Origin of the sequence: Haloferax sp. Atlit-6N (genome assembly GCF_003383195.1) — an archaeon.
Lineage (GTDB): Archaea > Halobacteriota > Halobacteria > Halobacteriales > Haloferacaceae > Haloferax > Haloferax gibbonsii.
Map to the genome: position 1 here is coordinate 242,712 of NZ_QEQJ01000005.1, position 22,458 is coordinate 265,169.

At 69.0% G+C, this 22,458-nt stretch carries 21 protein-coding genes; 11 read left to right on the forward strand and 10 right to left on the reverse strand.

Translation table 11 applies throughout. The features are described from left to right. The first annotated feature begins 280 nt into the window (after positions 1–280). Positions 281–763 carry a DoxX family protein gene (locus DEQ92_RS17155; protein ID WP_004978247.1) on the forward strand — a complete coding sequence of 161 codons (483 nt, stop codon included), beginning with the start codon at positions 281–283 and terminating at the stop codon, positions 761–763. 122 nt (positions 764–885) lie between these two features. Here DEQ92_RS17155 and DEQ92_RS17160 read toward each other — a convergent pair whose 3' ends face one another. The 6 genes from DEQ92_RS17160 to DEQ92_RS23465 all read right to left on the reverse strand — a co-directional run bounded on the left by DEQ92_RS17160 (position 886) and on the right by DEQ92_RS23465 (position 6,282). Beyond that, positions 886–1,869 (reverse strand): DUF1028 domain-containing protein, encoded by a 984-nt coding sequence (locus DEQ92_RS17160; RefSeq protein ID WP_115805749.1) that lies wholly within the window; start codon positions 1,867–1,869, stop codon positions 886–888. A 118-nt stretch (positions 1,870–1,987) separates the two neighbouring features. After that, on the reverse strand, positions 1,988–2,587 hold the full coding sequence (locus DEQ92_RS17165; RefSeq protein ID WP_115805748.1) for a TetR/AcrR family transcriptional regulator: 600 nt from the start codon (positions 2,585–2,587) through the stop codon (positions 1,988–1,990). A 71-nt stretch (positions 2,588–2,658) separates the two neighbouring features. Further along, positions 2,659–3,084 carry a hypothetical protein gene (locus tag DEQ92_RS17170; protein ID WP_049905317.1) on the reverse strand — a complete coding sequence of 142 codons (426 nt, stop codon included), beginning with the start codon at positions 3,082–3,084 and terminating at the stop codon, positions 2,659–2,661. A gap of 58 nt (positions 3,085–3,142) precedes the next feature. Beyond that, a complete protein-coding gene (locus DEQ92_RS17175) occupies positions 3,143–5,137 on the reverse strand; it encodes a DUF58 domain-containing protein (protein WP_082220728.1) in 1,995 nt (664 codons plus the stop codon). Between the two features lie 20 nt (positions 5,138–5,157). Further along, positions 5,158–5,856, reverse strand: a complete 699-nt coding sequence (locus DEQ92_RS17180) for a DUF4129 domain-containing protein (RefSeq protein WP_004978258.1) — start codon at positions 5,854–5,856, stop codon at positions 5,158–5,160. A gap of 24 nt (positions 5,857–5,880) precedes the next feature. Continuing rightward, positions 5,881–6,282 (reverse strand): hypothetical protein, encoded by a 402-nt coding sequence (locus DEQ92_RS23465; protein WP_004978261.1) that lies wholly within the window; start codon positions 6,280–6,282, stop codon positions 5,881–5,883. A gap of 113 nt (positions 6,283–6,395) precedes the next feature. Between DEQ92_RS23465 and DEQ92_RS17195 the strand changes: the two genes are divergently transcribed. The 6 genes from DEQ92_RS17195 (at position 6,396) to DEQ92_RS17220 (ending at position 15,693) form a co-directional block, all read left to right on the forward strand. Beyond that, positions 6,396–7,679, forward strand: coding sequence for an ABC transporter substrate-binding protein (locus DEQ92_RS17195; RefSeq protein WP_115805745.1), 1,284 nt, complete (start codon positions 6,396–6,398; stop codon positions 7,677–7,679). Between the two features lie 155 nt (positions 7,680–7,834). Beyond that, positions 7,835–10,033, forward strand: a complete 2,199-nt coding sequence (locus DEQ92_RS17200) for a PAS domain S-box protein (protein ID WP_115805744.1) — start codon at positions 7,835–7,837, stop codon at positions 10,031–10,033. A 146-nt stretch (positions 10,034–10,179) separates the two neighbouring features. Further along, positions 10,180–10,725 (forward strand): ribbon-helix-helix protein, CopG family, encoded by a 546-nt coding sequence (locus DEQ92_RS17205; protein ID WP_004978266.1) that lies wholly within the window; start codon positions 10,180–10,182, stop codon positions 10,723–10,725. Positions 10,726–10,856: 131 nt separating this feature from the next. Further along, positions 10,857–12,074, forward strand: coding sequence for an Nramp family divalent metal transporter (locus tag DEQ92_RS17210; RefSeq protein WP_115821165.1), 1,218 nt, complete (start codon positions 10,857–10,859; stop codon positions 12,072–12,074). Further along, positions 12,074–14,089, forward strand: coding sequence for a hydantoinase/oxoprolinase family protein (locus DEQ92_RS17215; RefSeq protein WP_115805742.1), 2,016 nt, complete (start codon positions 12,074–12,076; stop codon positions 14,087–14,089). Before DEQ92_RS17210 ends, DEQ92_RS17215 begins: the two co-directional genes overlap by 1 nt. After that, entirely contained in the window at positions 14,086–15,693 is a 1,608-nt protein-coding gene (locus tag DEQ92_RS17220) for a hydantoinase B/oxoprolinase family protein (RefSeq protein WP_115805741.1), read from the forward strand. The genes DEQ92_RS17215 and DEQ92_RS17220 overlap by 4 nt, the downstream gene beginning before the upstream one ends. Positions 15,694–15,915: 222 nt before the next feature. Here the strand turns inward: DEQ92_RS17220 and DEQ92_RS17225 are convergent, their stop codons facing one another. Next, positions 15,916–17,190 (reverse strand): Xaa-Pro peptidase family protein, encoded by a 1,275-nt coding sequence (locus DEQ92_RS17225; RefSeq protein WP_115805740.1) that lies wholly within the window; start codon positions 17,188–17,190, stop codon positions 15,916–15,918. Positions 17,191–17,290: 100 nt separating this feature from the next. On the opposite strand from DEQ92_RS17225, the gene DEQ92_RS17230 reads away from it, so the two are divergent. From DEQ92_RS17230 to DEQ92_RS17245, 4 genes are all read left to right on the forward strand, one after another. Then, positions 17,291–18,016, forward strand: a complete 726-nt coding sequence (locus DEQ92_RS17230) for an EthD family reductase (RefSeq protein WP_115805739.1) — start codon at positions 17,291–17,293, stop codon at positions 18,014–18,016. 3 nt (positions 18,017–18,019) lie between these two features. Next, on the forward strand, positions 18,020–18,610 hold the full coding sequence (locus DEQ92_RS17235) for an HD domain-containing protein (protein WP_050460300.1): 591 nt from the start codon (positions 18,020–18,022) through the stop codon (positions 18,608–18,610). A gap of 65 nt (positions 18,611–18,675) precedes the next feature. Continuing rightward, the gene (locus tag DEQ92_RS17240) at positions 18,676–19,047 is read left to right on the forward strand and encodes a cupin domain-containing protein (RefSeq protein ID WP_004978278.1); all 372 of its coding nucleotides are present in this window, start codon (positions 18,676–18,678) and stop codon (positions 19,045–19,047) included. Positions 19,048–19,125: 78 nt separating this feature from the next. Further along, the gene (locus DEQ92_RS17245; protein WP_004040881.1) at positions 19,126–19,335 is read left to right on the forward strand and encodes a hypothetical protein; all 210 of its coding nucleotides are present in this window, start codon (positions 19,126–19,128) and stop codon (positions 19,333–19,335) included. 54 nt (positions 19,336–19,389) lie between these two features. Here the strand turns inward: DEQ92_RS17245 and DEQ92_RS17250 are convergent, their stop codons facing one another. The 3 genes from DEQ92_RS17250 to DEQ92_RS17260 form a co-directional block, all read right to left on the reverse strand. Then, positions 19,390–20,334: an NAD(P)-dependent oxidoreductase gene (locus DEQ92_RS17250; protein ID WP_004978282.1), complete on the reverse strand. Its 945-nt coding sequence runs from the start codon at positions 20,332–20,334 to the stop codon at positions 19,390–19,392. Positions 20,335–20,443: 109 nt separating this feature from the next. Then, positions 20,444–22,138 (reverse strand): thiamine pyrophosphate-binding protein, encoded by a 1,695-nt coding sequence (locus DEQ92_RS17255; RefSeq protein WP_050460296.1) that lies wholly within the window; start codon positions 22,136–22,138, stop codon positions 20,444–20,446. Between the two features lie 4 nt (positions 22,139–22,142). Then, the gene (locus DEQ92_RS17260; RefSeq protein ID WP_004978286.1) at positions 22,143–22,445 is read right to left on the reverse strand and encodes an EthD family reductase; all 303 of its coding nucleotides are present in this window, start codon (positions 22,443–22,445) and stop codon (positions 22,143–22,145) included. Positions 22,446–22,458 lie beyond the last annotated feature (13 nt).

Below are 22,458 nucleotides of genomic sequence, written 5' to 3' on the forward strand. Positions count from 1 at the left end.
CCGAGGACGGGAACCACCTCGATGGAGCTCTCGCCGAGAGGACGGCCCCCGTGTCGGCCTCGCGCCCCGCTGTGCTCGACCCGGTCCTCGACTGAGCTTCGACCTCTCACCGAGCGACCGAATCGCACGGTATCGCGTCGTACACCCCGATTTTCGGTCGTTCTCGATTCCTTAGATTCGGAAATCACGCTCTCTTTATATGCTATGGGGGGTCGTTCGTTCACTTGTTAGGTGAAAGACAATGGCCGCTAACTCACAAATCGAGATGCTGGGGAACAGGATGGACTTCGACTACTCGCAGGGCGTCACGGGCTACGTGCTCGTGCTGACCCGCCTCATCACCGGTTACTGGTTCTTCCACGCCGGTGTGACGAAGCTCGGCGGCTTCAGCGCCGCGGGCTACCTCGCGAACGCCCCCGCCGCCTCGCCGCTGCAGGGCTTCTTCGCGTGGGCCGCCGCGACCCCGTGGCTCCTCGAGTTCACGAACTTCATGATTCCCGTCGGTGAGACGCTCATCGGCCTCGGACTCATCGTGGGTGCACTCGTCCGGCTCGCCGCCTTCTTCGGCGGCGTCCTGATGGTGTTCTTCTACCTCGGGAACGCCGACTGGGCCCACGGCGTGGTCAACGGTGACCTGTTCGGGCTGATGATGTTCGCCATCGTCGGGACCCTCGCGGCGGGCCGCATCCTCGGCCTCGACGCTATCATCGAGAAGATGGAGTTCGTCCGCCAGCGCCCCGCGCTCAAGTACCTCCTCGGCTGAGCGGGATATCCTTCCCCCTCGCGGCCGTGTCGGTGCGCCGCGGTGACCCACCAACTCTACCGCACCCGGCGCGCTTCGGCGAACGAAAGAACACTACGAACGACGAGACTGCTTTTCTCCGATTACTTCCTGTCGAGCCTGCTGAGGCCCTGCCAAATCGCCTCGATGAGCCGCGCTTCTCCGTCGAGTTCGCTCGTCTCGTCGTCCCCATTCGCAGAACTGCCCTGTTCCGCCGCTTCCGCACCGTCGACGTCGTCCCAGCCGCGGGCGATGGCGTCTTCGAGGACGGAAAGCGAGTGGTTCTCGAAGTTGTTCATGCCCCGGAAGGATTCGAGCGCCGCGACGGCCTCGTCGTCGAACTCGCCGCTCGGCGTCCCGTCGTAGAAGCCGAGGTCGGCTAACGTTTCGAGCACCGATTCGGCCGTCTCGCCGGATAGCGACCGGGACTCCTCGGGCGCTTCGCGCTCCAAGAGCGTGATGTCGTACAGCTTGAACACGCGTTCGAGCTCGTCTATCGGGTGGTCGTGGTCGTCGACGCGAACGTCGACCCAGCGGTCGTTGCCGCCGTCGTAGCCCCCCTCGGGCTTGGCGATGTACATCGCCGCCGACTGTTCGCCGCGCTTGTCGCCGCCGGCGTCGTTGCCGGCGTGGAGCGCCGCGAGCAGGCGCTCGGGGAGGCCGCCGTCGGTCGTCTCGAACGCCTCGGCCATCGCTTCGAGCGTCGCCTCGTTTTCGAGGATGTTCCCCTGGACGGTGTAGTGCTCTCCTTGGATGTCGCCGGCCACGTCGAAGCACTCGTCGCCGGTGAAGGCCGCGATGCTCCCGTCCGCCCCCACGACGCCGACCTGCCTGCTCGGGGCCTCGCCGTCGGCGTCGGTCAGTTCGGCGACGACCTCCTCGGCCGAATGCCCCTCGCGCAGGAGGTCCAATCCGTCGGGACCGTAAGCGACGTTCGCGAAGCTCTGGGTGGCGATTGCGCCGGCGTCCGCGCTGACGAACGGGACGACGGAACCGACGCTCACGAACTTCGACTGGACGGCCACGCCGACGGCGTCCTGTTCCGGGTCGCGGGCGACGATTGAGAAGGTCGACGGTCGCGGTGTCATGGTCGGAACCGACGGACGCCGGGCGAATAAGGGTTCACGTCCCGGCGGAACCGTTGGGGAGGTCGGGTCGCCCCGCGGCCGGCGCGGCCGGCTCGGTGGCCGCACGCCTCGGCGGCGACTACGCCGAGATGCGGTCGATGTGCGACTCGATAGCCGCCCGGAGCGACTCGATGGACTCGTCGGGCTCGAACACCGTCAGCCGGCGGGCGCGCGTCCCGGTCAGAATCGAGAGAAACAGCTCGGCCTCGGCCTCGGGGTCGATTGCCTCGAACTCGCCGGCCTCGATTCCGCGGACGAGGATATCCCGCAGCAGCTCCGTGAGTTCGTCGTCGATGTGGCGATACTCCTCGCGGTAGTCCTCGTCGTGCCGAGCGTTCATCCGCAGTTCGAACATGGACAGTTGGAGCCGGTAGGCCTCCTCGGAGAGCGTCTCCGGGAGGAGCGTCTCGACTACCGTTTCGAGTTCCTCTCTGGGCGTGCGGTCCCCTCGGGGGAGGCCGTCCAGGAACTCCGCGAGGACGTAGTCGAGGAAGTCGACCAGTAGCTCGTCTTTCCCGTCGTAGTGGTAGTACAGGAGTGCCTTGCTGTTCTCGAACTCGTCGGCGATGTCCTGCATCGTCAGGTTGCCGTAGCCGTGTCTCTGTAGCGCCCTGTACGTCGCCTCCATGATGCGCCGCTTCGCCGGCTCCAACTCCTCGGCGCGCCCGTCCCGCGTCATGTTCCGGGAGTTCGCGTTCGGCGGACGTGTCGCTTTCGGGTCGTCGCGGGCGGGCGCTTGGGTCCCACATCTCACTTCCGTGCCTGCAACGCGAACAGGAGCGCCACCGACCCGACGAGAAGCGCGAGGAGCGCGACGACCGACCGTCCGCCGGTGACGCCGGCGTATATTCCGTAGCCGAGCGTCGCCCCGGCCGCATACACGAGGGTGCTGCTCAGCCCGTGGACGGCCTCGATTCGGAACGTCGAGGGCTCCCGCCCGACCTCGCGCGCGATGCTGAACCCGTGTTTCCCCACGTCCCACGCGAGGAGTACGAGGAACGCGGCCGCGAGCAGGAACGGCGGTGTCAGACCCAAGACGCCGGCGAGCACGACTGACCCCGCGAGGAGCGCGATGCCCGGCGCGTAGGCCGACTCGACGCCGAACGTGAGTGCACCAGCGAGCGAGAGCACTCCCAGCGCGCCCATCGCGAGCGCGGGGACCGAGACCGCGGTAATGACGGCCGCACCGGTCGCGGCCGCGAGCGCACCGCCGCTGCTCCGGAGCGGCGGGGCGCTATCTGGACGTCGTGGCACGGCTTTGACCACCGCGCGTCACCTCCCGTAGCGGTTCGGTCGGGTCCCAATCGCTCGCGGGGATACCGGCCGCTCGAAGCCGCCGCAGCCGTCGCTCCCTCGCGAGCGACGCGTATCCGGACTCGTAGCCGCGAGCGTGCGTCCGAGCCGTCGGGTCCGGACTGAGAACCGAAACGGGGTGCCCGTGCGCGTCGAACCGCCGCGCGGCGGTCACGCTCGCGTCGTCGGAGAGCGGCGAGACGAAGACGACCCGCGTGTCCGCCCGAACTCGCCGGTGAATCTCGTGAACTGCCGCGGACGCGTCCACCTCGCCGTCCGGAGGCTCCCATCCGAACGCGGGGTTGGCCACCAGCGCCTCCCGAAGCCGGCGGTGGTGGTCGCCTCCGCGGCCGGGCGGGAGCCGACAGGACCGCGGTGAGAGCGCCGCGAGACCGACCGGCACGCCCGCGGAGCGGAAGCGAGAGGCGAGGGCGTCAGCGGCGGCGACGCCCTGCTGGACGACCGGCTCACCGTTGCCGTCGCCGTCGCCGTCGCCATCGCCCCCGCCACCCCATGCGACGTAGGCCTCGGTCCGCGCGTCGACGACGACGAGCACTCGCTGGCGTCGGTGTTCGTGAAACGCCACCGTCGAGAACTCCCCCGTCTTGGCCTTCCGTCTCCAGTCGATTCGCGATGGGGGGTCACCCGGTCGATACTCTCTGACGGAGTGGAACTCGACGCCCGGCCCCGGGGCGTCCGACCGCGACCGACCCGCTCGCGTCGTCGTTCTCGCGGGGGCGCGACCGGAAAGCGGTTTTGCCGGCGGGCGGCACGAAACCGTCGTCTCGGTGTCGACGAGCGTTTCCCGCTTGCGTACCCCGAGGGCGTCGCGCGTGACGACGAGCGCAGGGTCGAACGCGTGGTCGCCGCGGACGGCTTCGACCGTGTACGTGACGCTCGCACGCTTCCCCGGTCGGAGCGCGGTCGCGAACTTCGGCGACCCGTCGACCACGGCGAGCCCCGGCGGAACCCCGTCGACGAGTCGGAGGTCCGCGAGCGTCGCGTCGCCGACGTTCCGAACCGAGAGGGTCACCTCGACCTCGTCGCCGACCGCGGGTTCGGCGTCGCTGACCGCTCTTTCGACCGCCACCGCCTGCGATGGGGTCGGAACCGCGCGGGCGTACCCCGAGACGGTGATTCCGAACAGCGCGAGGAGGAGCAGTCCCGGTCGCAGCGTGACGATTCCGAGCCCGCCGACTGCGAGCGCTGCGGCGGTCACGCCGTGGACCCGGTCAGTCGCCGACTCGCGTTCGAGGCTCTCTTCGCCGTCCGGGAGATATCGGCTCGTCCGCACGGCGGGTTCGTCCCCGAACGCCGCCCGAACGTCGGCCGACGGGGCCGGTGTCACGTCGCCCGCGCCGGACCGCTTCGACAGCGCGGCAGCGGCGCGACGCGCCCGACGAGCGAACGGCGGCTCGCCGCGGACCAGCGCGCGGGCGTATCCCGAGGGCGACAGCGACGGGACGAGGTCGCCGGCGAAGAACGCCGATGCGAGCGGGTCGTCCGTCCAACTCCCGTCGCGGAGCCGCGTTTCGACCTCACTCGGGCTCGGCCCGTCACCCCGAGAGAGCACGCTCGTCGCCGCGCCCCGGAGGTCGTCGCGGAGCTCCCGGCGGTTCGCCGGCTCCGCGTCGCGCCGGTCGGTCCACTCGATTGCGTTCACTCGCCGGGCGAACTCCGCCCCCGACGGGTCGTACTGCGGACGACGCTCCGGCGAGGGGAACGCGTCTGCGGTGGCCGCCTTTCCCCCACTGTCGCTCGCGGCGTCCCCGCTGAGAGCGTTCAACAGCGAGCGGGCGGCGAGGGCGGCGGCGGCGACGCCGACGACGGCGACGGGTGCCGTTCGGGCGGCCCCTGTAAGTGAGACGCCGCGGGCGACGCCCGGAGAAGCGACGAGCAGTACGCCGACGAGGCCCGACGCGAGGCCGACGAGCAACAACCCGCGGCGAGCGCGGCTCACGGTTCGCGCCCGTCCGGCCAGTTCTCGTCTCGCCGCAGCGCGTCGAGCGCGTCTTCGGCCCGTCGCTCGCGCTCGTCGGTCGGCCGTTTCCCGCCGTACCGAACTGCGCGGAACAGCTCGGTGAGTGACTCGACTGTGCCCGCGGGCAAGCCGGCGTCGGCGGCCGTGCGGGCGAGTTCGGCCGGCGTCTGTCGCGGGGTGGCCGCCGCGCCGAGCGCGGACACCATCGCGAACCAAGCGCGGGAGATGCCGTTCGCCGGCGGGCCGCCCCAGTCGGACGGCGCCGGCGCGTTCCGTTCCGACGGTTTGTGGTCCGCGCCTCCCCGCTCCTCCGTCGTCTCGGCCGCCCGCGCGTCGTCGTCGGTGAGTCGGCGGAAGACGAGCACCACCGCACCGACGACGAGTGCGCCCCCGACGGCGAGGCGCGAGCGCAGTCCGCCGGCCGGCGACGACTGCTCCCCGAGACTGCCGAGTACGCCGTCGTCCGGAAGCACCAGCCGACCGACTGAGGGTCGGTCCGGACGGTCGGGTTGCCTGCTCGGCCCCGACTGCTCGCGGGGCGCTACCGACCCATCGGCCGACTCCGCGACGGCCGGTCCGTCCGGTCTCGCGGCGTCGAGCGACCCCGCGGCGAGGCCGAGGGTGATGAGCGCGAACGCGGTGATGGCGAGGGCGGCGACGTGGGTGGTTCGCATGGGTGTGCGGACTGTGTCGGGTCGTCACCGCCTCGCGACGAGGCCGATGAGGGCGACCAGTGCGACCAGCGCGCCCCCGAGCAGTACGCCCGAGAGGTCCGACGACGCGTCCATGCTGAGCCAGAGCCCGCTGACGAGACAGGCCAGCGCACCGGCGGCAGCAGCTGTTTCGAGGGGTCTGACGGCCGCCGGGCCGTCGCCGAGTCGTCCGACCACAGAGCGTCCGAGCACGACGAGCGGGAAGACGCCCGCGACGACGACGCCGAGGTGAATCGCCACGACGCCGGCGATTTCGAGTGGTGGGACGATGCCACTAGTGGCCGCCCCGAGGGCATACGTTCCGAGGAGCCCGGCGAGGAAGGCCGCGAGGAATCGTTCGACGCTGTCCGTCGAGACGCGGGGGAGGGTGTCCGTAACGGGAGCCATGCGCAAACATTTCAATTCATTGCTAAAAATACCCGAGGTTCCCCGACCGCGGGCGAGCGGTTCCGGTCGGCTGCGACCGAAGGTACTTTATGATTTTAGGTTGGCCTAAAAATATGGGAGAAGACGACGCCTCTCGAATCGGGCTGACGCGGCGACGGTGCCTCAAACGTGGCGGTGCGGCCGCCGCGGGCGGATTGCTCGCCGGGTGTACGAGCGACCCGTCGGGGTCGACAGACTCGACGGCGACCGAAACCGCGGACGCGACCGCGACCACGACGACGTCCCCCACCGAGACGGAGACGACGACCGACGGTGAGGGGGACAGCGGTTCGTACTCGGTGTCGATGGCACCGGTCGGCGAGGTCGAGTTCGACGCCGTGCCGACGAGCGTCCTGACCTACTACCCGGTGTCGGCCGACGCGGCGGTCGCTTTCGGCCACGGCGACGCCATCACCGGTATCGGCTACGACAAGGAACTGTTCGGCAACACGGTCGACTACTACTACGACGCGCTCGACGGCGTGGAGTTCGAGTGGGAAGAGCTCGGTCGCGTCACGCCGGCGTCGAACCCGAACGCCCTCGACAGAGAGCTGTTCTACGAACTGGACAGCGACGTTCACTTCCTCGACCCGGCTCTCCTCCGGAGTAGCTCGTTCGATTGGTCCGAAGACGAGGTCGCGTCGATCGCGTCCGACGTGGGTCCGTGGTTCGGCAACTACTACAGCCGGACGAACGCCGAACCGCCGGAGCCCTACCGCGACCGCTACGAGTACTACACGCTGTGGGAGTACCTCGGCCACATCGCGGCGGTGTTCCGGGAAGAAGAGCGCTACCGAGCGTTCAAGTCGCTTCGCGACGAGCTCGTCGCCCGGATACAGGCCGACCTCCCGCCGGTGTCCGAGCGGCCGTCGCTCGCGGTCGTCGCCTACACCGGCGGGACGTTCTGGCCGTACGACTTCACGCAGGAGGGCTACCTCTGGGCGCACCTTCGACCGTTCGGGATGCCGAACGCCTTCGCGGCCACCGACGCCGAGACCGGGTCGGGCGGGTCGTACGACTACGAAGCGATGGTCGAAACCGCGCCCGACGTGGTCTTCCGGTACTGGGGGACCGCGCTCGGCGACTCGTTCAGTTCGAACCGCGAGGCGGTGCTTTCTGACCCCCTCGCGGACGAGGTGCCCGCGTTCCGCGACGGGCGGTACTTCCCGTCCGGAAACGGGATGCAGGGGCCGATTATGAACCTGTTCCAGCTGGAGATGACTGCGAAACAGCTGTTCCCCGACCGGTTCGGGGAGTGGCCCGGCTACGGCGATGGCGAAGCGTACCCCGAGATACCCGAGGACGGGCGGCTGTTCGACCGTGACCGCGTCACCGATATCGTCACCGGCGAGTTCTGACCGTCGGTCGGGCGACGGCCGGACAATCTCGGTCGGCGACGCCGCACCTCGAACCGAAATTATTAGATTCGAAACCGAGCGCCGTCTCGCTCGGTCCCTAACTATAGAGGTCGAACCTATGTGTCACCTCGGGAGTTATCATTTGATAACTACCGATGACGACCTCGAAATCTCCGCACATCGTCTACGTTGACGACGATTCGGCGCTCTTGGACCTCGGCGAGACGTACCTCCGAAAGCTCTCTTCGTTTGAGGTGACGACCTGTGCGGACCCCGAAGTCGCTCTCGATATCGTTCGTGATTCTGATATCGACTGCGTGGTCAGCGACTACGACATGCCGGCGATGACCGGCGTCGAACTCCTCGAAACGGTCCGCGAGGAACACGGCTCGCTCCCTTTCATCCTCTTTACCGGCAAGGGGAGCGAGGAGGTCGCGAGCGACGCCATCTCCGCGGGCGTCACCGACTACCTGCAGAAACAGCCCTCCTCCGAGCAGTACGAACTGCTCGTCAACCGCATCGAAAACAGCGTCTCGGAACACCGGGCGACCCGCCGCGCGGAGCGCTACGAGACTGTCCTCGAAGCCCTCGGCTACCCCGTCTACGTCGTCGACGAGCGCGGCCGCTTCACCTACGTCAACGACGCCTTCGCCGACCTCTCGGGCTACGCCGTCGACGAGATTCTCGGGCGCGGCCCGGAACTCGTGAAAGACGACGGAGACGTGCGGAAGGCCGCCGACGAACTCGGGGGGATTCTCTCGTCGCGCGGCCCCGACACGACCCAGTTCGAAATCGAGATACGGACGGCCGACGGCGAGGTAGTCCCGTGCCGCGACCACATGGGGTATCTCCCCTACGAGGGCGAGGCGTTTCGTGGCTCGGTCGGTATCCTCCGGGACATCTCCGGTGAGCGGGCGCGCCGGGACGAACTCGCCCGCGACGAGCACATCATCCGCGCCGCGGGCGACCCGGTTTACTCGCTCGACTCCGACGACCGCTTCGAGTACGTCAACGACGCCTTCGTCGACCTCGTCGGCCACGACCGCGAACGCGTCCTCGGCTCGCACCTCTCGTCGTACCTCCCCGACGCGGACTACGAGACCTACGAGTCGCTCCGGGCGTCGCTCGGCGACGGCGCGGAGACCGACCGGCTCACCTTCGAGACGCAACTCCTCGCGGCCGACGGCGACGGCCGCGACCGCGTGCCCATGGAGTGTCACCTCACGCTCTTACACGACGACGGCTGCGAGGTCGTCGGCACGACGGGCATCCTCCGGGACATCTCCGAGCGACTGGCCCAGGAGGCCGAACTGTCGCTGATGCGCCGCGCCATCGACGAGGCCTCGGTCGGCATCACCATCACGGGCCCGAGCGAGGACGACTGTCCCATCGTCTACGCCAACGGCGCCTTCGAGGACCTCACCGGCTACGACGCCGAGGAGGTTCTCGGCGAGAACCACCGCGTCCTGCAGGGACCGGACACCGCCGAAGAGGACTGCGAGCGGTTCCGCGAGGCCATCGCCGACGAAGAGCCGTGCAGCGTCGAACTCCTCAACTACCGCCGCGACGGGACGCCGTTTTGGAATCAGTCCGAGATAACGCCGGTCCACGGCGACGACGGGAGCGTCACGAACTACATCGGCTTCCAGCGCGAGGTGACAGAGCGCAACGCCCGCCAGCGCCTGCTCGAACGCCAGAACGAGCGCTTCAGCGAGTTCACGCGCGTCGTCTCCCACGACCTCCGGACCCCGCTGACGACCGCGCGGGGGTACTTCGACATCGTCGCCGAGTCGCCCGGCGACGCGGACGCCGAGGACCTTCGAAAGCTCGGACAGAGCCTCGACCGGGTCGAGGAGTTGCTCTCGGACCTGACTGCGCTCGCCGCGCAGGGTGATGCGGTCGCCGAGCCGGAGCCCCTCGACTTCCGGCGCGTGGCCGAACGCGCGTGGGAGACGGTCCCGACCGCCGACGCCGAACTGCGGTTCTACCGGACCGACGGCGGCGCGTCGCGGACGATAGCGGCCGACGAGAGCAGGCTCCGACAGCTCCTCGAAAACCTGTTCGAGAACGCCGTCGTCCACGGCGGCGAGGACGTGGTCGTGACGGCCGGCTGGACCCGAAGCGGGTTCTTCGTCGAGGACGACGGCGAGGGCTTCCCCGACGGCACGCCCCCTCACGAGTGCTTCGAAGCCGGGGTGAGCGAGCGCCGCAGCGGCGGTCTCGGCCTCGCCATCGTCAAGCAAATCGCGGCCGCCCACGACTGGACGCCCGCCGCCGAGTACGGTTCGAACGGGGGCGCGCGGTTCGTCTTCACCGAGTCGACGACGGTCGCGAGACCGCCCGCCCAGCGATAGCGGGGCGACGCCTGACACCCGCGCCGCCGATTACAATTTCTAAAATTTTCACACTTTTTGGCCGAATAGTCCCGGTTCGTCACTCGTTCGAGGCTCGCGGCGGCCGTCCGCACATCCTTAAGAACCCCTCGGAGAGTTAGACACCCATGGTCACGAATCGCATCACGGTGTCGCTCGACGAGGACGCCCAGTCGGCGCTCGACGGCCTCGCCGGCCGGACCGACAAGGCGCAGAGCGAACTCGTCCGGGAGGCGCTCGTCTTCTACGCGGCCAACTTCGAGGCGGCGACGACCGACGCCGGGCCGAACCTCGAAGCCTACCACCAGATGCTGTCGAGCGGCGAGCACGTCCTCCTCGACGTGGATTTCCTGCACACGTTTCTCGACTACGTCGAGGACGACGACGGCGACCCCGACCCCGCGTTCCTCGACGCCGTCGACCGGGTGGCGTCGTTCCACGCCCACGAGTACCGCGACCGGTTCGAATCGCTGGGCGAACTCCTCGACTGGCTGTCGTTCTGCGGCTTTCTCACGGTCCGCGCCTCCGAGGGCGACACCTTCCACGTCGTCTTCCCCACCGAGTCGGTCAAGTGGTTCATGTCGCGGTTCATCGCGCTCAGCACCGAGCAGTCCCCGTTCGACATCGAGGTCGAAGAGGGCGTCTCGAAGGTGCTTCTCACCGAGGTTCGGTGAGGTCCACACTCGCCGCCGATTTCACACTCGTTCATACTCCTTCATACGCGCTATCTCGGCGGTACACGGCCTTCTCAACGGGGATTTATCAATCAGAGTTTGATACGTCAATCCACCTCACAGGTAGAACCATGAACTTCATCGAACGCTTGAAATCTATCGGCCCGGGCGCGATGGTCGCCGCCGCGTTCATCGGTCCCGGCACGGTCACGACCGCGAGCGTGACGGGTGCGCGATTCGGCTACGCGCTCGTCTGGACGATCGCCTTCTCCATCGTCGCCACCATCGTCCTTCAGGAGATGAGCGCCCGACTCGGCCTCGTCTCCCGCGAGGGGCTCGGCGAGGCGCTCCGCAGCCAGTTCGACAACCCCGTGCTGTCCGGGGTGAGTATCGTGCTCGTCGTCAGCGCTATCGGCATCGGCACGGCCGCCTACGAGACCGGGAACATCCTCGGCGGCGCGGCCGGACTGGAGGGCCTGACCGGTATCAGCGCCAATCTCTGGGGGCCCGCGATGGGCCTCGTCGCCGGAGCCCTCCTGTGGTCCGGCAAGTACAAACTCATCGAGAAGGCCCTCGTCGGTCTCGTCTCCATCATGGCCGTCTCCTTCCTCATCGACGCCATTCTCATCGGTCCCGACCTCGGCGCGCTCGCCCGCGGGTTCGTCCCGAGCGTCCCGGAGGGGTCGGCGTTCCTCATCACCGGCCTCATCGGGACGACCGTCGTCGGCTACAACCTCTTTCTCCACGCCGGGAGCGTCCAAGAGCGGTGGGCCGGCCCCGAGGAGCTAAACGAGTCGCGGGCCGACACGATTCTCTCTATCGTCCTCGGCGGCTTCATCACTATCTCGATTCTCGTCACCGCCGCGGCGGCGTTCCCCGTCGGAACGAACATCCAGAACGTCAGCACGATGGCCGAACAGCTCGAACCGCTCGTCGGCACGCAGGCTAAGGTGTTCTTCGGCATCGGACTGTTCGCCGCGGGCTTCACCAGCGCGACGACCGCCCCGCTGGCCGGTGCCTACGCGACGGCGGGGGCGCTCGGCTGGGACACGGACCTCAAGTCCACGAAGTTCCGCGCCGTCTGGGGCTCCATCCTGCTCGTCGGTATCGTCTTCTCCGCGGTCGGCTACAGCCCCGTGCAGGCCATCGTCTTCGCGCAGGTCGCGAACGGCGTCCTCCTGCCCATCGTCGCCGTCTTCCTCATCTACGTGATGAACGACCGCGACATCCTCGGGTCGTACGCCAACACCACGCTCCAGAACGTCGTCGGCGGGCTGGTGACGCTCGTCGTCGTCTGGCTCGGCCTCCGAACCCTCTATACGGTCGCCGCCGATATGGGGGTGTTCTGATGGACGCAGAAACCCGAATCGGCGTCGACGTCGGCGGCACCTTCACCGACGTGGCGCTTTTGACCCCAGAGGGCCGCCTCGTCACCGCGAAGGTCCCGAGCACGGACGACCAGAGCGTGGGCGTCGTCCGCGGCATCGAGAAGGCCTGCGACGACGCCGGCGTCGACCCGGCCGAGGTCGACGCGTTCACCCACGCGATGACCGTCTCCGTGAACGCGCTCCTCGAAGACGACGGCGCGAAGACCGCGCTCGTCACCACCGAGGGCTTCCGCGACGTGCTCGAAATCGGCCGACAGGCCCGTCCCGACCTCTACGACGTGACCGCCGACAAGCCCGACCCGCTCGTCCCGCGACGCCGCCGGTTCGAGGTGACGGAGCGCGCGACGGTCGAGGGCGTTCAGACCGAAGTCGACGAGCGCGAGGTCCGCGCGCTGGCCGACGACATCCGCGACTGCGGCGCTGAGAGCGTCGCCGTCTCGCTCTTACACGCCTACCAGCACCCCGAAAACGAGCGCGTCGTCGCCGACGTGCTCCGCGAGGAACTCGACGCGCCGGTCTCCGCGTCCCACGAGGTGCTCGCCGAGTTCCGCGAGTTCGAGCGTACCTCGACCACCGCGGTCGACGCCTACGTGACGCCCGCCATCGACAGCTACCTCGGCCGCCTCGAATCGCGGGCCGCGGACCTCGGCGTCCCGGTTCCCAAAATCATGCAGGCCAACGGCGGCATCGCCCCGGCCTCGACCGTGCGCGAGCACGCCGTGACGACCACGATGTCCGGCCCGGCCGCGGGCGTCGTCGGCGCGGCGGAGACCGCGACCGACTCCGGCGACGACCTCGCGGGGCTCGTCACCTTCGACATGGGCGGCACCTCCAGCGACGTGAGCCTCGTCCGCGACGGTGAAGTCGAGCGGACCACCGACGCCGAAATCAACGGCCGGCCAATCAAGACGCCGATGGTGGACGTGAACACCGTCGGCGCGGGCGGCGGTTCCATCGCGTGGGTCGACTCGGGCAACGCGCTCCGCGTCGGGCCGCGCTCGTCGGGTGCGAACCCCGGCCCGGCCTGCTACGGTCGCGGCGGCACCGAGCCGACCGTGACGGACGCGAACGTCGTCCTCGGCTACATCGGCGGCAGTTCCGCCCTCGGCGGCGAACTCTCCCTGGACGTGGACGCCGCCCGCGACGCGCTCGCGGGACTCGCCGACGAGACCGGACTGGACGACGCGCTCGCGGCCGCCCGCGGCGTCTACCGCGTCGCCAACGCCAACATGACGCGGGCGATTCGCGCCGTGACGGTCGAGCGCGGCCGCGACCCGCGGCAGTTCGGCCTCGTCGCCTTCGGCGGTGCCGGCCCGATGCACGCCGCCGCCCTCGCCGAGAGCCTCGACATCGAGACCGTGGTGGTCCCGCGGGCCTGCGGCGTCCTCTCGGCGTACGGCCTGCTCGCGGCCGACCAGAAACACGACTCGGTGCGGACGCTCCGCCGACCCCTGTCCGGCCTCGACGCGGAGGCGGTCGACGCCGCCTACGCCGACCTCGAAGCCGACACCCTCGAAGACGTGGCCGACCCCGCCGACGCGGCGGTCCGGCGCGCCGCCGACCTCCGGTACGTCGGCCAGAGCTTCGAACTGACCGTCCCCGTCGGCGAGACGTTCGACGCCGAGGCGGTCGAAGCGCGGTTCCACGAGGCCCACGAGAGCGCCTACGGCTACCGCCTCGACGACCCGGTCGAACTCGTCAACGTCCGGGCGACCGCCGTGGTCGAGCGCGACCCGCTCGACGTGACCTACCGCGGCGGCGGCGACGCCCGCAAGGACACCCGCGAGGCCTTCTTCGACGGCGAGTTCCGCGAGACGCCCGTCTACGACCGCGACGGCCTCGGCGCGGGGACGACCGTCGAGGGGCCGGCCATCCTCGAACAGCACGAGAGCACCGTCGTCGTACCTCCGGCGTGGGGTGGGACGGTCGGGGCCGACGGGACGCTCGTCCTCACCAGCGGGGGTGACGGCGAATGAGCGACCGCGAGGTCGACCCCGTGACGCTCGAAATCATGCGCAACCAGTTCGAGAGCGTCGCCGAGGAGATGGGGCAGGTGCTCATCACCTCGTCGTACTCGCCGAACATCAAGGAGCGCCGCGACTGCTCGACGGCGCTGTTCGACGCCGACGGCCGCCTCGTCGCGCAGGCCGAACACATCCCGGTCCACCTCGGCGCGATGCCCGAGGCCGTGGACACGGTCCTCGACTACGACCCGGAACCGGGCGACGTGTTCGTCCTCAACGACCCCTTCGAGGGCGGGACGCACCTCCCCGACGTGACGATGGTGTCGCCGCTTTCGGTCGACGGCGAGGTGCTCGGCTACGCCGTCTCGCGGGCGCACCACGCCGACGTGGGCGGGATGACGCCCGGCAGCATGCCCGCCGGCGCGCGCGAAATCTATCAGGAGGGGCTTCGACTCCCGCCGGTCAGACTCGTCGCCGGCGGCGAGACCAACGACGACGTGCTGTCGCTGCTCCTCGCCAACGTCCGCAACCCCGGCGAGCGCCGCGCCGATATCCGCGCCCAAATCGCGGCGAACGAGCGCGCCGAGGAGCGACTGGCCGACCTCGTCGGGGAACACGGCCGGTCCCGCGTTCTCGCGGCGTTCGACGCCGTGATGGACTACTCCCGGAACCGCGTCACCGCGGAACTGCGCGACCTGCCCGACGGCGAGTACCGCGCCCGCGACGTGCTCGAAGGCGACGGCGTGACCGACGACGACATCCCCATCGAGGTGACCGCGACGGTCGACGGCGACACCGTCGAGTTCGACTTCGCGGGGACGGCCGACCAGGTCGCCGGCAACGTCAACGCCCCGCTGGCGGTCGCGAAAAGCGCGGTGTACTTCGTCGTTCGCTGCGTCACCGACCCCGAGATTCCGCCGAACCAGGGCTGTTACGACCCCATCTCGGTCGAGGTCCCCGACGGCTCGCTCCTCAACCCCGACGCCCCGGCGGCGGTCGTCGGCGGCAACGTCGAGACCAGCCAGCGCGTGACCGACGTGGTCTTCGCGGCGCTCGCCGACGCGGCCCCCGAGCGCGTCCCCGCGCAGGGACAGGGGACGATGAACAACCTGACCATCGGCAGTCGCGCCGGCGGTTCGGACGGCTTCACCTACTACGAGACTATCGGCGGCGGCTTCGGCGGCCGCGCGGGCGGAGACGGCATGGACGGCGTGCAGGTCGGAATGACGAACACGCTCAACACGCCGGTCGAGGCGCTGGAAGCCGAGTACCCGCTTTTCGTCGAGGCGTACGGCCTCCGCGAGGGAAGCGGCGGCCGCGGCGAGTTCCGCGGCGGTCTCGGCATCGTCCGGTCGGTCACGGTCGAGGCCGACGCGACCGTCTCGCTTCTCACCGAGCGCCGGCGGGTCGCGCCTCGGGGTATCGCAGGCGGCGAGGACGGGGCGACGGGACAGAACCTCGTCGACGGCGAGGCGGTCCCGTCGAAGACGACCCGCGACGTGCCCGCCGGCACGACCGTTACAGTTCGGACGCCGGGCGGCGGCGGCTACGGCGACCCCGACGACCGCGACGCCGACGCACGCCGCCGGGACCGCGAGGACGGCAAGGCGGAGTAGCGCCGGTCGGCCAGTCGGGCTCTGGCGGGGGACACGAGGGGTCCCCGCGCCGGCGTAATCAGCCGTCATAGAAATTACACACTACTGACTAAACGGTTCGACATTCAAGCTGTACTCTCTCTTGACGAGGTGTGCCTCCGGTGGATGTGTGCTTAGATGGATTCGAGCAACAAATTTTACAATTTTTAGAATTTGTGAGCCTTTCGCTCATCGTGTCAGGAATCAGTAATCGATAACCGTTATCTCCTCGACGGGCCACTGGCTGAGCAGTTCGACGCCGTCGTCGCGGACGACGACCATTTCCTCGACGCGGACGCCCTGTCTCCCCGCCGGCTCTTGGGTCTCGACGGCCATCGTCATCCCCGCCTCGATTTCGATGGGGTGGTCCGGCGAGAGGCCGCGCCAGATGAGCGGCACTTCGTACAGTTGGAGGCCGAGGCCGTGGGCCCAATGGTTGGTCGTCAACTGCCAGTGGTCGTCCGCGCCGTACCAGTCGGCGTGTTCGCCCGCCATGTCCGGGAACGCCGCCGCGATTTCGTCGGTGGTCTTCCCCGGCTCGATTTCGTCGAGGACGGCGTAGAGGTTGTCGCGGGCCGTCTCGTAGGCGTCGCGCTGTTCGTCGGTCGGTTCGCCCATCGAGAAGGTCCGGTAGTAACACGACCGGTAGCCGAGGTAGCCGACGTTGTAGAAGTCGGCGTAGACGAGGTCGCCGGGGCGAATCAGTCGGTCCGTGGTGTTCGCCTGATGCTTCGGCCACGTGTTCGGCCCCGACGTGAGATAGCCGCCCTGCGCCATCGCGCCGTGCCGCCAGAGTTCGCGGACGGCGTCGCCCCACACCTCCGACTCCCGCGCGCCCGGCTTCGCGTTCTCGACGATGGCCTGAAAGCCCGCCTCGCAGACGGCCGCGACCTGCCGCAGACACTCGATTTCGTCTTCGGTCTTGGTCTTTCGGGCGTCCTCCATCACCGCCGCGCACTCGGCCGGTCGGGCGTCGATGCCCTTCGATTCGAAGGCGTCGAGCAGCCCCGCGTGGCCGGTGTCGATACCCATCGCCTCGTTCGCGAGGCCGTACTCGTCGAGGGCGTCGACGACGGTCTGGGCCATCTTGTCGAGGAGGAACGACCGGGCCGAGTCGCGGCCGGAGGCCCGCGGGACGTTCCCCAGTCCGGGACAGGCGTAGCGAACGTCGGTCAGCCACGGGCAGTTGTACCGCTGGTTGCTCGCGTGGTCGGCGGTGTCCCAGTGGACGACCGTGCCGTCTTCCAGAAGCAGCGAGTAGTGGTCCGCGCCCGACCCGCCGGTCATCGCCAACCCGGTCACGTACCGGATGTTCGGGTCGTCGATGAGGAGCATGCTCCCGAGGCCCGCCTCGCGCATCCGCGAGAGGGCGCGGTCCTTCCGCTCCTCGCGCATCCGCTTCACGTCGATGCGCTGTTCCCAGTCGACGGCCATCGTCCCGCGGGTCCCGCTCATGAACCCCCGCTCGTGGAAAGGCATACGCCCACCACTCGTGACTGTCACATTAATTTGTTGTAGACGGGCAGTGCGAGCATACCTCATGATTTATTGTCTTATACGTGAATCGGCAGGTGTACGCATGTACAAGCACGTAGCCCTGCTTGTCCGCAAGGCGGGGATGAGTCACGACGAGTTCGTCACGTACTGGCAGGACAATCACACGCCCATCGCCCGCGACATCGAGGGCGTCGTCCGCTACCAGACGGTGGTTCCGGTCGACCCCGAGGCCTCCGAGTTCGACGGTCTCGCGGAGTTGTACTTCGACGACCTCGGCGCGCTCCACGACGCGCTCGGCGGCGAGGGCTCGCGCGACTACGACCCCGCGAAGGGGACGGCGAAAGCGGCGAGAGCCGACGTGGACAACTTCCTCGACGTCGAGCGACGCCCCCGGTTCATCGGCGAGGAGGTCGTCGAGAAAGACGAGACCGGCGGCGACACGACGGGCCTCTACAAGCACTCGGCGTTTCTCGTCCGCAAAGACGGAATGAGCCACGACGAGTTCCTCGACCACTGGGCGAACACCCACGTCCCCCTCGCCCGCGAGATTCCCGGCGTGGTCCGGTACGCCCGCGTCGTCCCGACCGACCCCGAACGCGCCGAGTTCGACGGCGTCGCCGAACTCTACTTCGAGAGCCTCGACGCGCTCCGGGCGGGCCTCGGCCACGAGTCCTCGCGCGACTACGACCCCGACCACCCGAAGGCGAAAGCGCCCCGCGAAGACGTTGATAACTTCCTCTCCATCGGCGACCGCCCGCGGTTCGTCGGCCGCGAGACGGTCCAGAAAGACGTGACCGGAGGCCGCTGAGCGATGTCGCGCGACTACCGCGCGCAGGTCGAGGCCGCCTTCCCCGAACTCGCCGACATCGAGGACGCCGACCTCCGCGAGCGAGTCGTCGAGGCGTGGTGTCTCGGTCTCGCCCGCGGCGGCTGGCGCGACATCGACGACATCCCCTACGCGTGGAACATCCACGAGGTGACGAACGTCGAGCACGTCCGCGGCGTGACGCGAATCGCCGTCCGCGCCGCCGAGGAACAGCGGGATTTCCACGGCGCGGACCCGGAGTTCGACGTGGTCCGCGCGGCCTGCCTCCTCCACGACGTGGGCAAGTGCTACGAGTACGTCGATTTCGTCGACGACGACGTGCTCGACGCCCCCGACCCGGAGTACGCCAGCGGGGAGATTCCGCACTCGCTTTCGGGCTACGCCCTCGCCCACGAGGTCGGCTGCCCGCTCGCGGTCCAGCGCGCCATCCCCCACTTCATCGGCGAGATCCCGACCCGGACGCTCGAAGCCGAACTCGTCAAGAGCGCGAACTCGGCGTCCTCGAACGCCATCACGCAGGCCGCGATGGGAATCAGCCTCCAGGAGTGGGTCGAACGGTACTCCCAGACCCAGTAGTCCGACGCGAACCGCCGCGACACTCGTCAGCATACCTATTACCCCGCGCTTCGTAGCTCGCGCCGATGTACGAGCGCGTCAACCTCGCCGACCTCGAACCGCACGACGTGGAGAACGCCGACGCCCGAGTCAAGGCCGTCGGCTACGAGCTTCGCCCGCGGAAGATGCGCCCGTCGGTCTGGTCGTTCGACGCGGGCGGGTCGGGACCGATGCACTACCAGCGCGAACAGGAGGAACTGTACCACGTGCTCTCCGGCGCGTTCGAACTCGCCTTCGCCGACGACGACGGTGAGGTGACCGACGCGCTCGACCTCGAACCGGGCGACTTCGTGGTCGTCTCGCCCGACGAGGTTCGGCAACTGCGCTGCGTCGAGGACGGCGAGGTGTTCGTCGTCGGCGCGCCGAACGCGAAGGACGACGGCGTCGTCGTGGAGTGAGCGGGCGGCTCACCCTCCGCACTCGTCGCGTTTCCGACGAGTGCCGGATTATAAGGGCGCTCGCGACGATTCGGTGATATGGTCATCCCCGGTTACGACCCGGACGACCTCGACGACAGACTCGAGGAACTGCTCACAGAACGCGACCTCGCGGACTATCTCACGCCCGACGAGCGCGAGCGCTACGACTCGGGCGAGAGCCTCGTCGACCTGCTGTCGCCCGACGATATCCGCGACCTGCTGGACGGTCCCGAGACCGAGGGTGCCGACGACGCTCGGCGGCCGTGACCGACTCCGCGGCGGCGTTTCGGCCGGTCGGACCTTGGCCCGTCGGGTCTCGGCTCAGACCGGCTCCAGTCCGTGTTCCTTCCGAAGCACGTTGAGGTAGTCGCGGAACCCCGTTTCGAGGTCGTACTCGGGGTCGTAGCCGAGGTCGGCTCGCGCCTTCGTCATGTCGAGTTCCTGGGTCCACGGGAGTTCGCCCTCGTCGGAGACCGTGAGGTCGGCGTCGGGGAGGAGTCGCCGCACCGTCTCCGCGGCCTCGCGAATCGTCGCCAACTCCCCGCGGACGTTGTAGACGCGTTGGGTGAGGTCGTCTTCGGGGGCGAACGTCGCCTTGCGGAACGCCTGCGCGATGTCGCGGACGTGTTGCCAGTCGATAACTTGGTCGCCGTAGTCGACGCTGAAGGGCTCGCCGAGCGCCGGTTTCTCGACGATGTTCGCGAGGAACGCGGACCCGCCGGTCTCACGGTACGGACCGTAGGCGACCGTCGGCCGGAGCGCGACGTGCGAGACACCGAAGTCCTCGTAATAGACCCGGGCCTGGTGCTCGTTGTACTCCTTGGTCGCCCCGTAGAGCGTGTCGGGGTAGACGAGGTCGGACTCGGTCACGAAGTCGCCGCCGTAGTTCGCGGGCGGGGCGTACACCGCCGCCGACGACGCCCACGCGACGCGCTCGACCTGTTCGGGGAGGGCGCGCGCCGCCTCGAAGACGTTGTTCGTCCCCTGGACGTTCACGTCGAGCGCGGCCCGCGGGTTCTCCCGCGCCGTCGTCGTCAGGAGCGCCGCGAGGTGGACGATGTGCGTCGAGCCGGTCTCTCGAACCGCCCGGAACACGTCGGTCGGGTCGGTCACGTCGCCGCGGCGTATCGTCACGTCGTCGGCGACGCCGAGTCTGTCGAGGATGCGCGGGTCGGTCGAGCGGTCGTAGGCGACCACGTCGTGGCCGGCCGCGACGAGGTCCGACGCGACGTACGAGCCGATGAACCCGGTCCCGCCCGTGACCATCACGGTCGATGATGACATGCTATCGTAGTTCTCCCTGCGTGCGAGAAAAGTGTTTCCCGGGGAGCGGACCACCGGGAGGGCCGGCGACGGCCACTCACCGCGGCCGGCGCTACTCGTGGAGTCCGCCGACCGACGCGTAGAACGACGACTGGAGCGTCGCGGCCATGTCCTGACTGCGGTCGATGCGGGCGTCGATGACCGTCGGGAGGCCGTGCGTCTTCGCGTCGGCGAGTGCATCGCCGAGTTCGCCCGGCGTCTCGACGCGGACGCCCGTCGCGCCGAACGCCTCCGCGACCCGCGCGAAGTCCGTGTCGTGGAACTCGACGCCCGCGATGTCGTCGGGCGCGTGCTGCATCTGTCTGACCATCCCGAGGCTGGTGTCGTTGAGGACGACGAACGTCGGCGCGACGCCGTGTTCGACCGCCGTCTCGACGCTCGTCATCGTCATGGCGAAGCCGCCGTCGCCCGCGACGCCGACGACGCGCTTGTCTGTCGCCAGCGCGGCCGACACCGCGGCGGGCGTCGCCCAGCCCATGCCGCCGACGCCGCCGGAGCCGAAGTAGGTCCGAACCGCCGGCGTCTGGAGGTAGTTGAGCAGCCAAAAGCGGTTGTTGCCGGAGTCGGCGGTGACGATGGTGTCCTCGTCGACGACGCGCTCGATTTCCTTGACGGCCCGCTGGGGGAGGATGGGGGCGGCGTCCGACTCGCACTCGGGCGCGTGGAACGACTCGCGGGCCTCCCGAGCTCGGTCCTCGGCCCAGTCGTTTTCGGAGCCGCCGGCGGCCGCGAGTTCGCGCAGCGATTCGGACGCGTCGCCGATGAGCCCCACGTCGGCGGGGTAGACCCACCCGGCGTTCCGCGGGTCGATATCGGCGTGGATAATCGTCTGCTCGTCGGGGCGGATGAAGTCGGGGGCCTGCCAGTTGGTGTCCATCGGGTTCATGCGACAGCCGACGACGAGGAGCGCGTCGGCCTCGCTGACGAGCCGGTTCGCGCCCTCGTGACCGAACGAGCCGATGACGCCGCCGGCGAGGCGGTGCGTCTCGGGGACCGTCGATTTCCCGAGGTAGGAGGTGACGACGGCCGCCTCGTAGGTCTCGGCGACCGCGGCCAACTCCTCGTACGCGCCCGACGCGTGGACGCCGTTGCCCGAGACGATGACCGGTCGCTCGGCCGCTTCGAGCGCTTCGGCGGCGGCCGCGACGTCGCGGGCCGTCGGCGCGGCGGTCCACGTTCTGGTCTGCGTCTCGTCGTCCCAGACCGGCGGCACGGACTCGGCGGGGAACTCCTCGGTGACGGCGTCGCCGTCGAGCACGACCGCCGTCGGACCGGGTCGCCCGGCGACGGCGTGTTTGAACGCGAGTTGGAGGCTCCGAACCGTCTCGGTCGGGGTCCGCGGGAACCAGTGTTCCTTCGTCACGGCGTCGAGAAGCTTCGGGAGTTCGAGGCCGCCGTAGTCGCCGCGGGACTGCTGGTAGGGCGCGAGCGTCGAGTAGTTCCCGCGCTCGGAGGCCTCGGTGATGGCGACCATCGGCGACGAGGCGAGGCGCGCTTCCATCTGCCCGATGAGGCCGAGACTCCCTATCCACGGCCCCTGTCCGGCGAGGACGCCCGGTTCGCCCGTCAGCCGGCCGTGCATCTCGGCCATGACGCTCGCCTCGCGCTCGTCGCGGGGGCGCACGAGGTCGATGTCCGACTCGGGCAGCAGGTCGAACAGCTCGATGACGCGGCCGCCGGGATAGCCGAAGATTCGCTCGACGCCGAGCCGTTCGAGGCTCTCGACGAGTCGTTCGCTCGTGTTCATGGATTCAGGACCTGTCGAGGTGGACCGTCTCCTCGACGTAGAGCGTCGGCCCCTGCTCCATGTCGCTGAACTCGGCCGCGTCGGCGTTCACGCGCTGGCCGACCTCGGAGTCGAACGCCGCCTTCAGGGCGGCCATGTCCTCGAAGTAGAGTTCGACGATGCCGTCGTACTCGGACCGCTCGGGGTCGGTCGGGACGCTCGTCGCGTACTTCACGAGCCCCGGTAGCTCCGCGGCGAGTTCCGCGTGGCTCCCCCGCCACCGCTCGACGAACTCCTCGTGCGTGTGGTCGTCGTCCCGGACGAGCATATTCACCAATTTA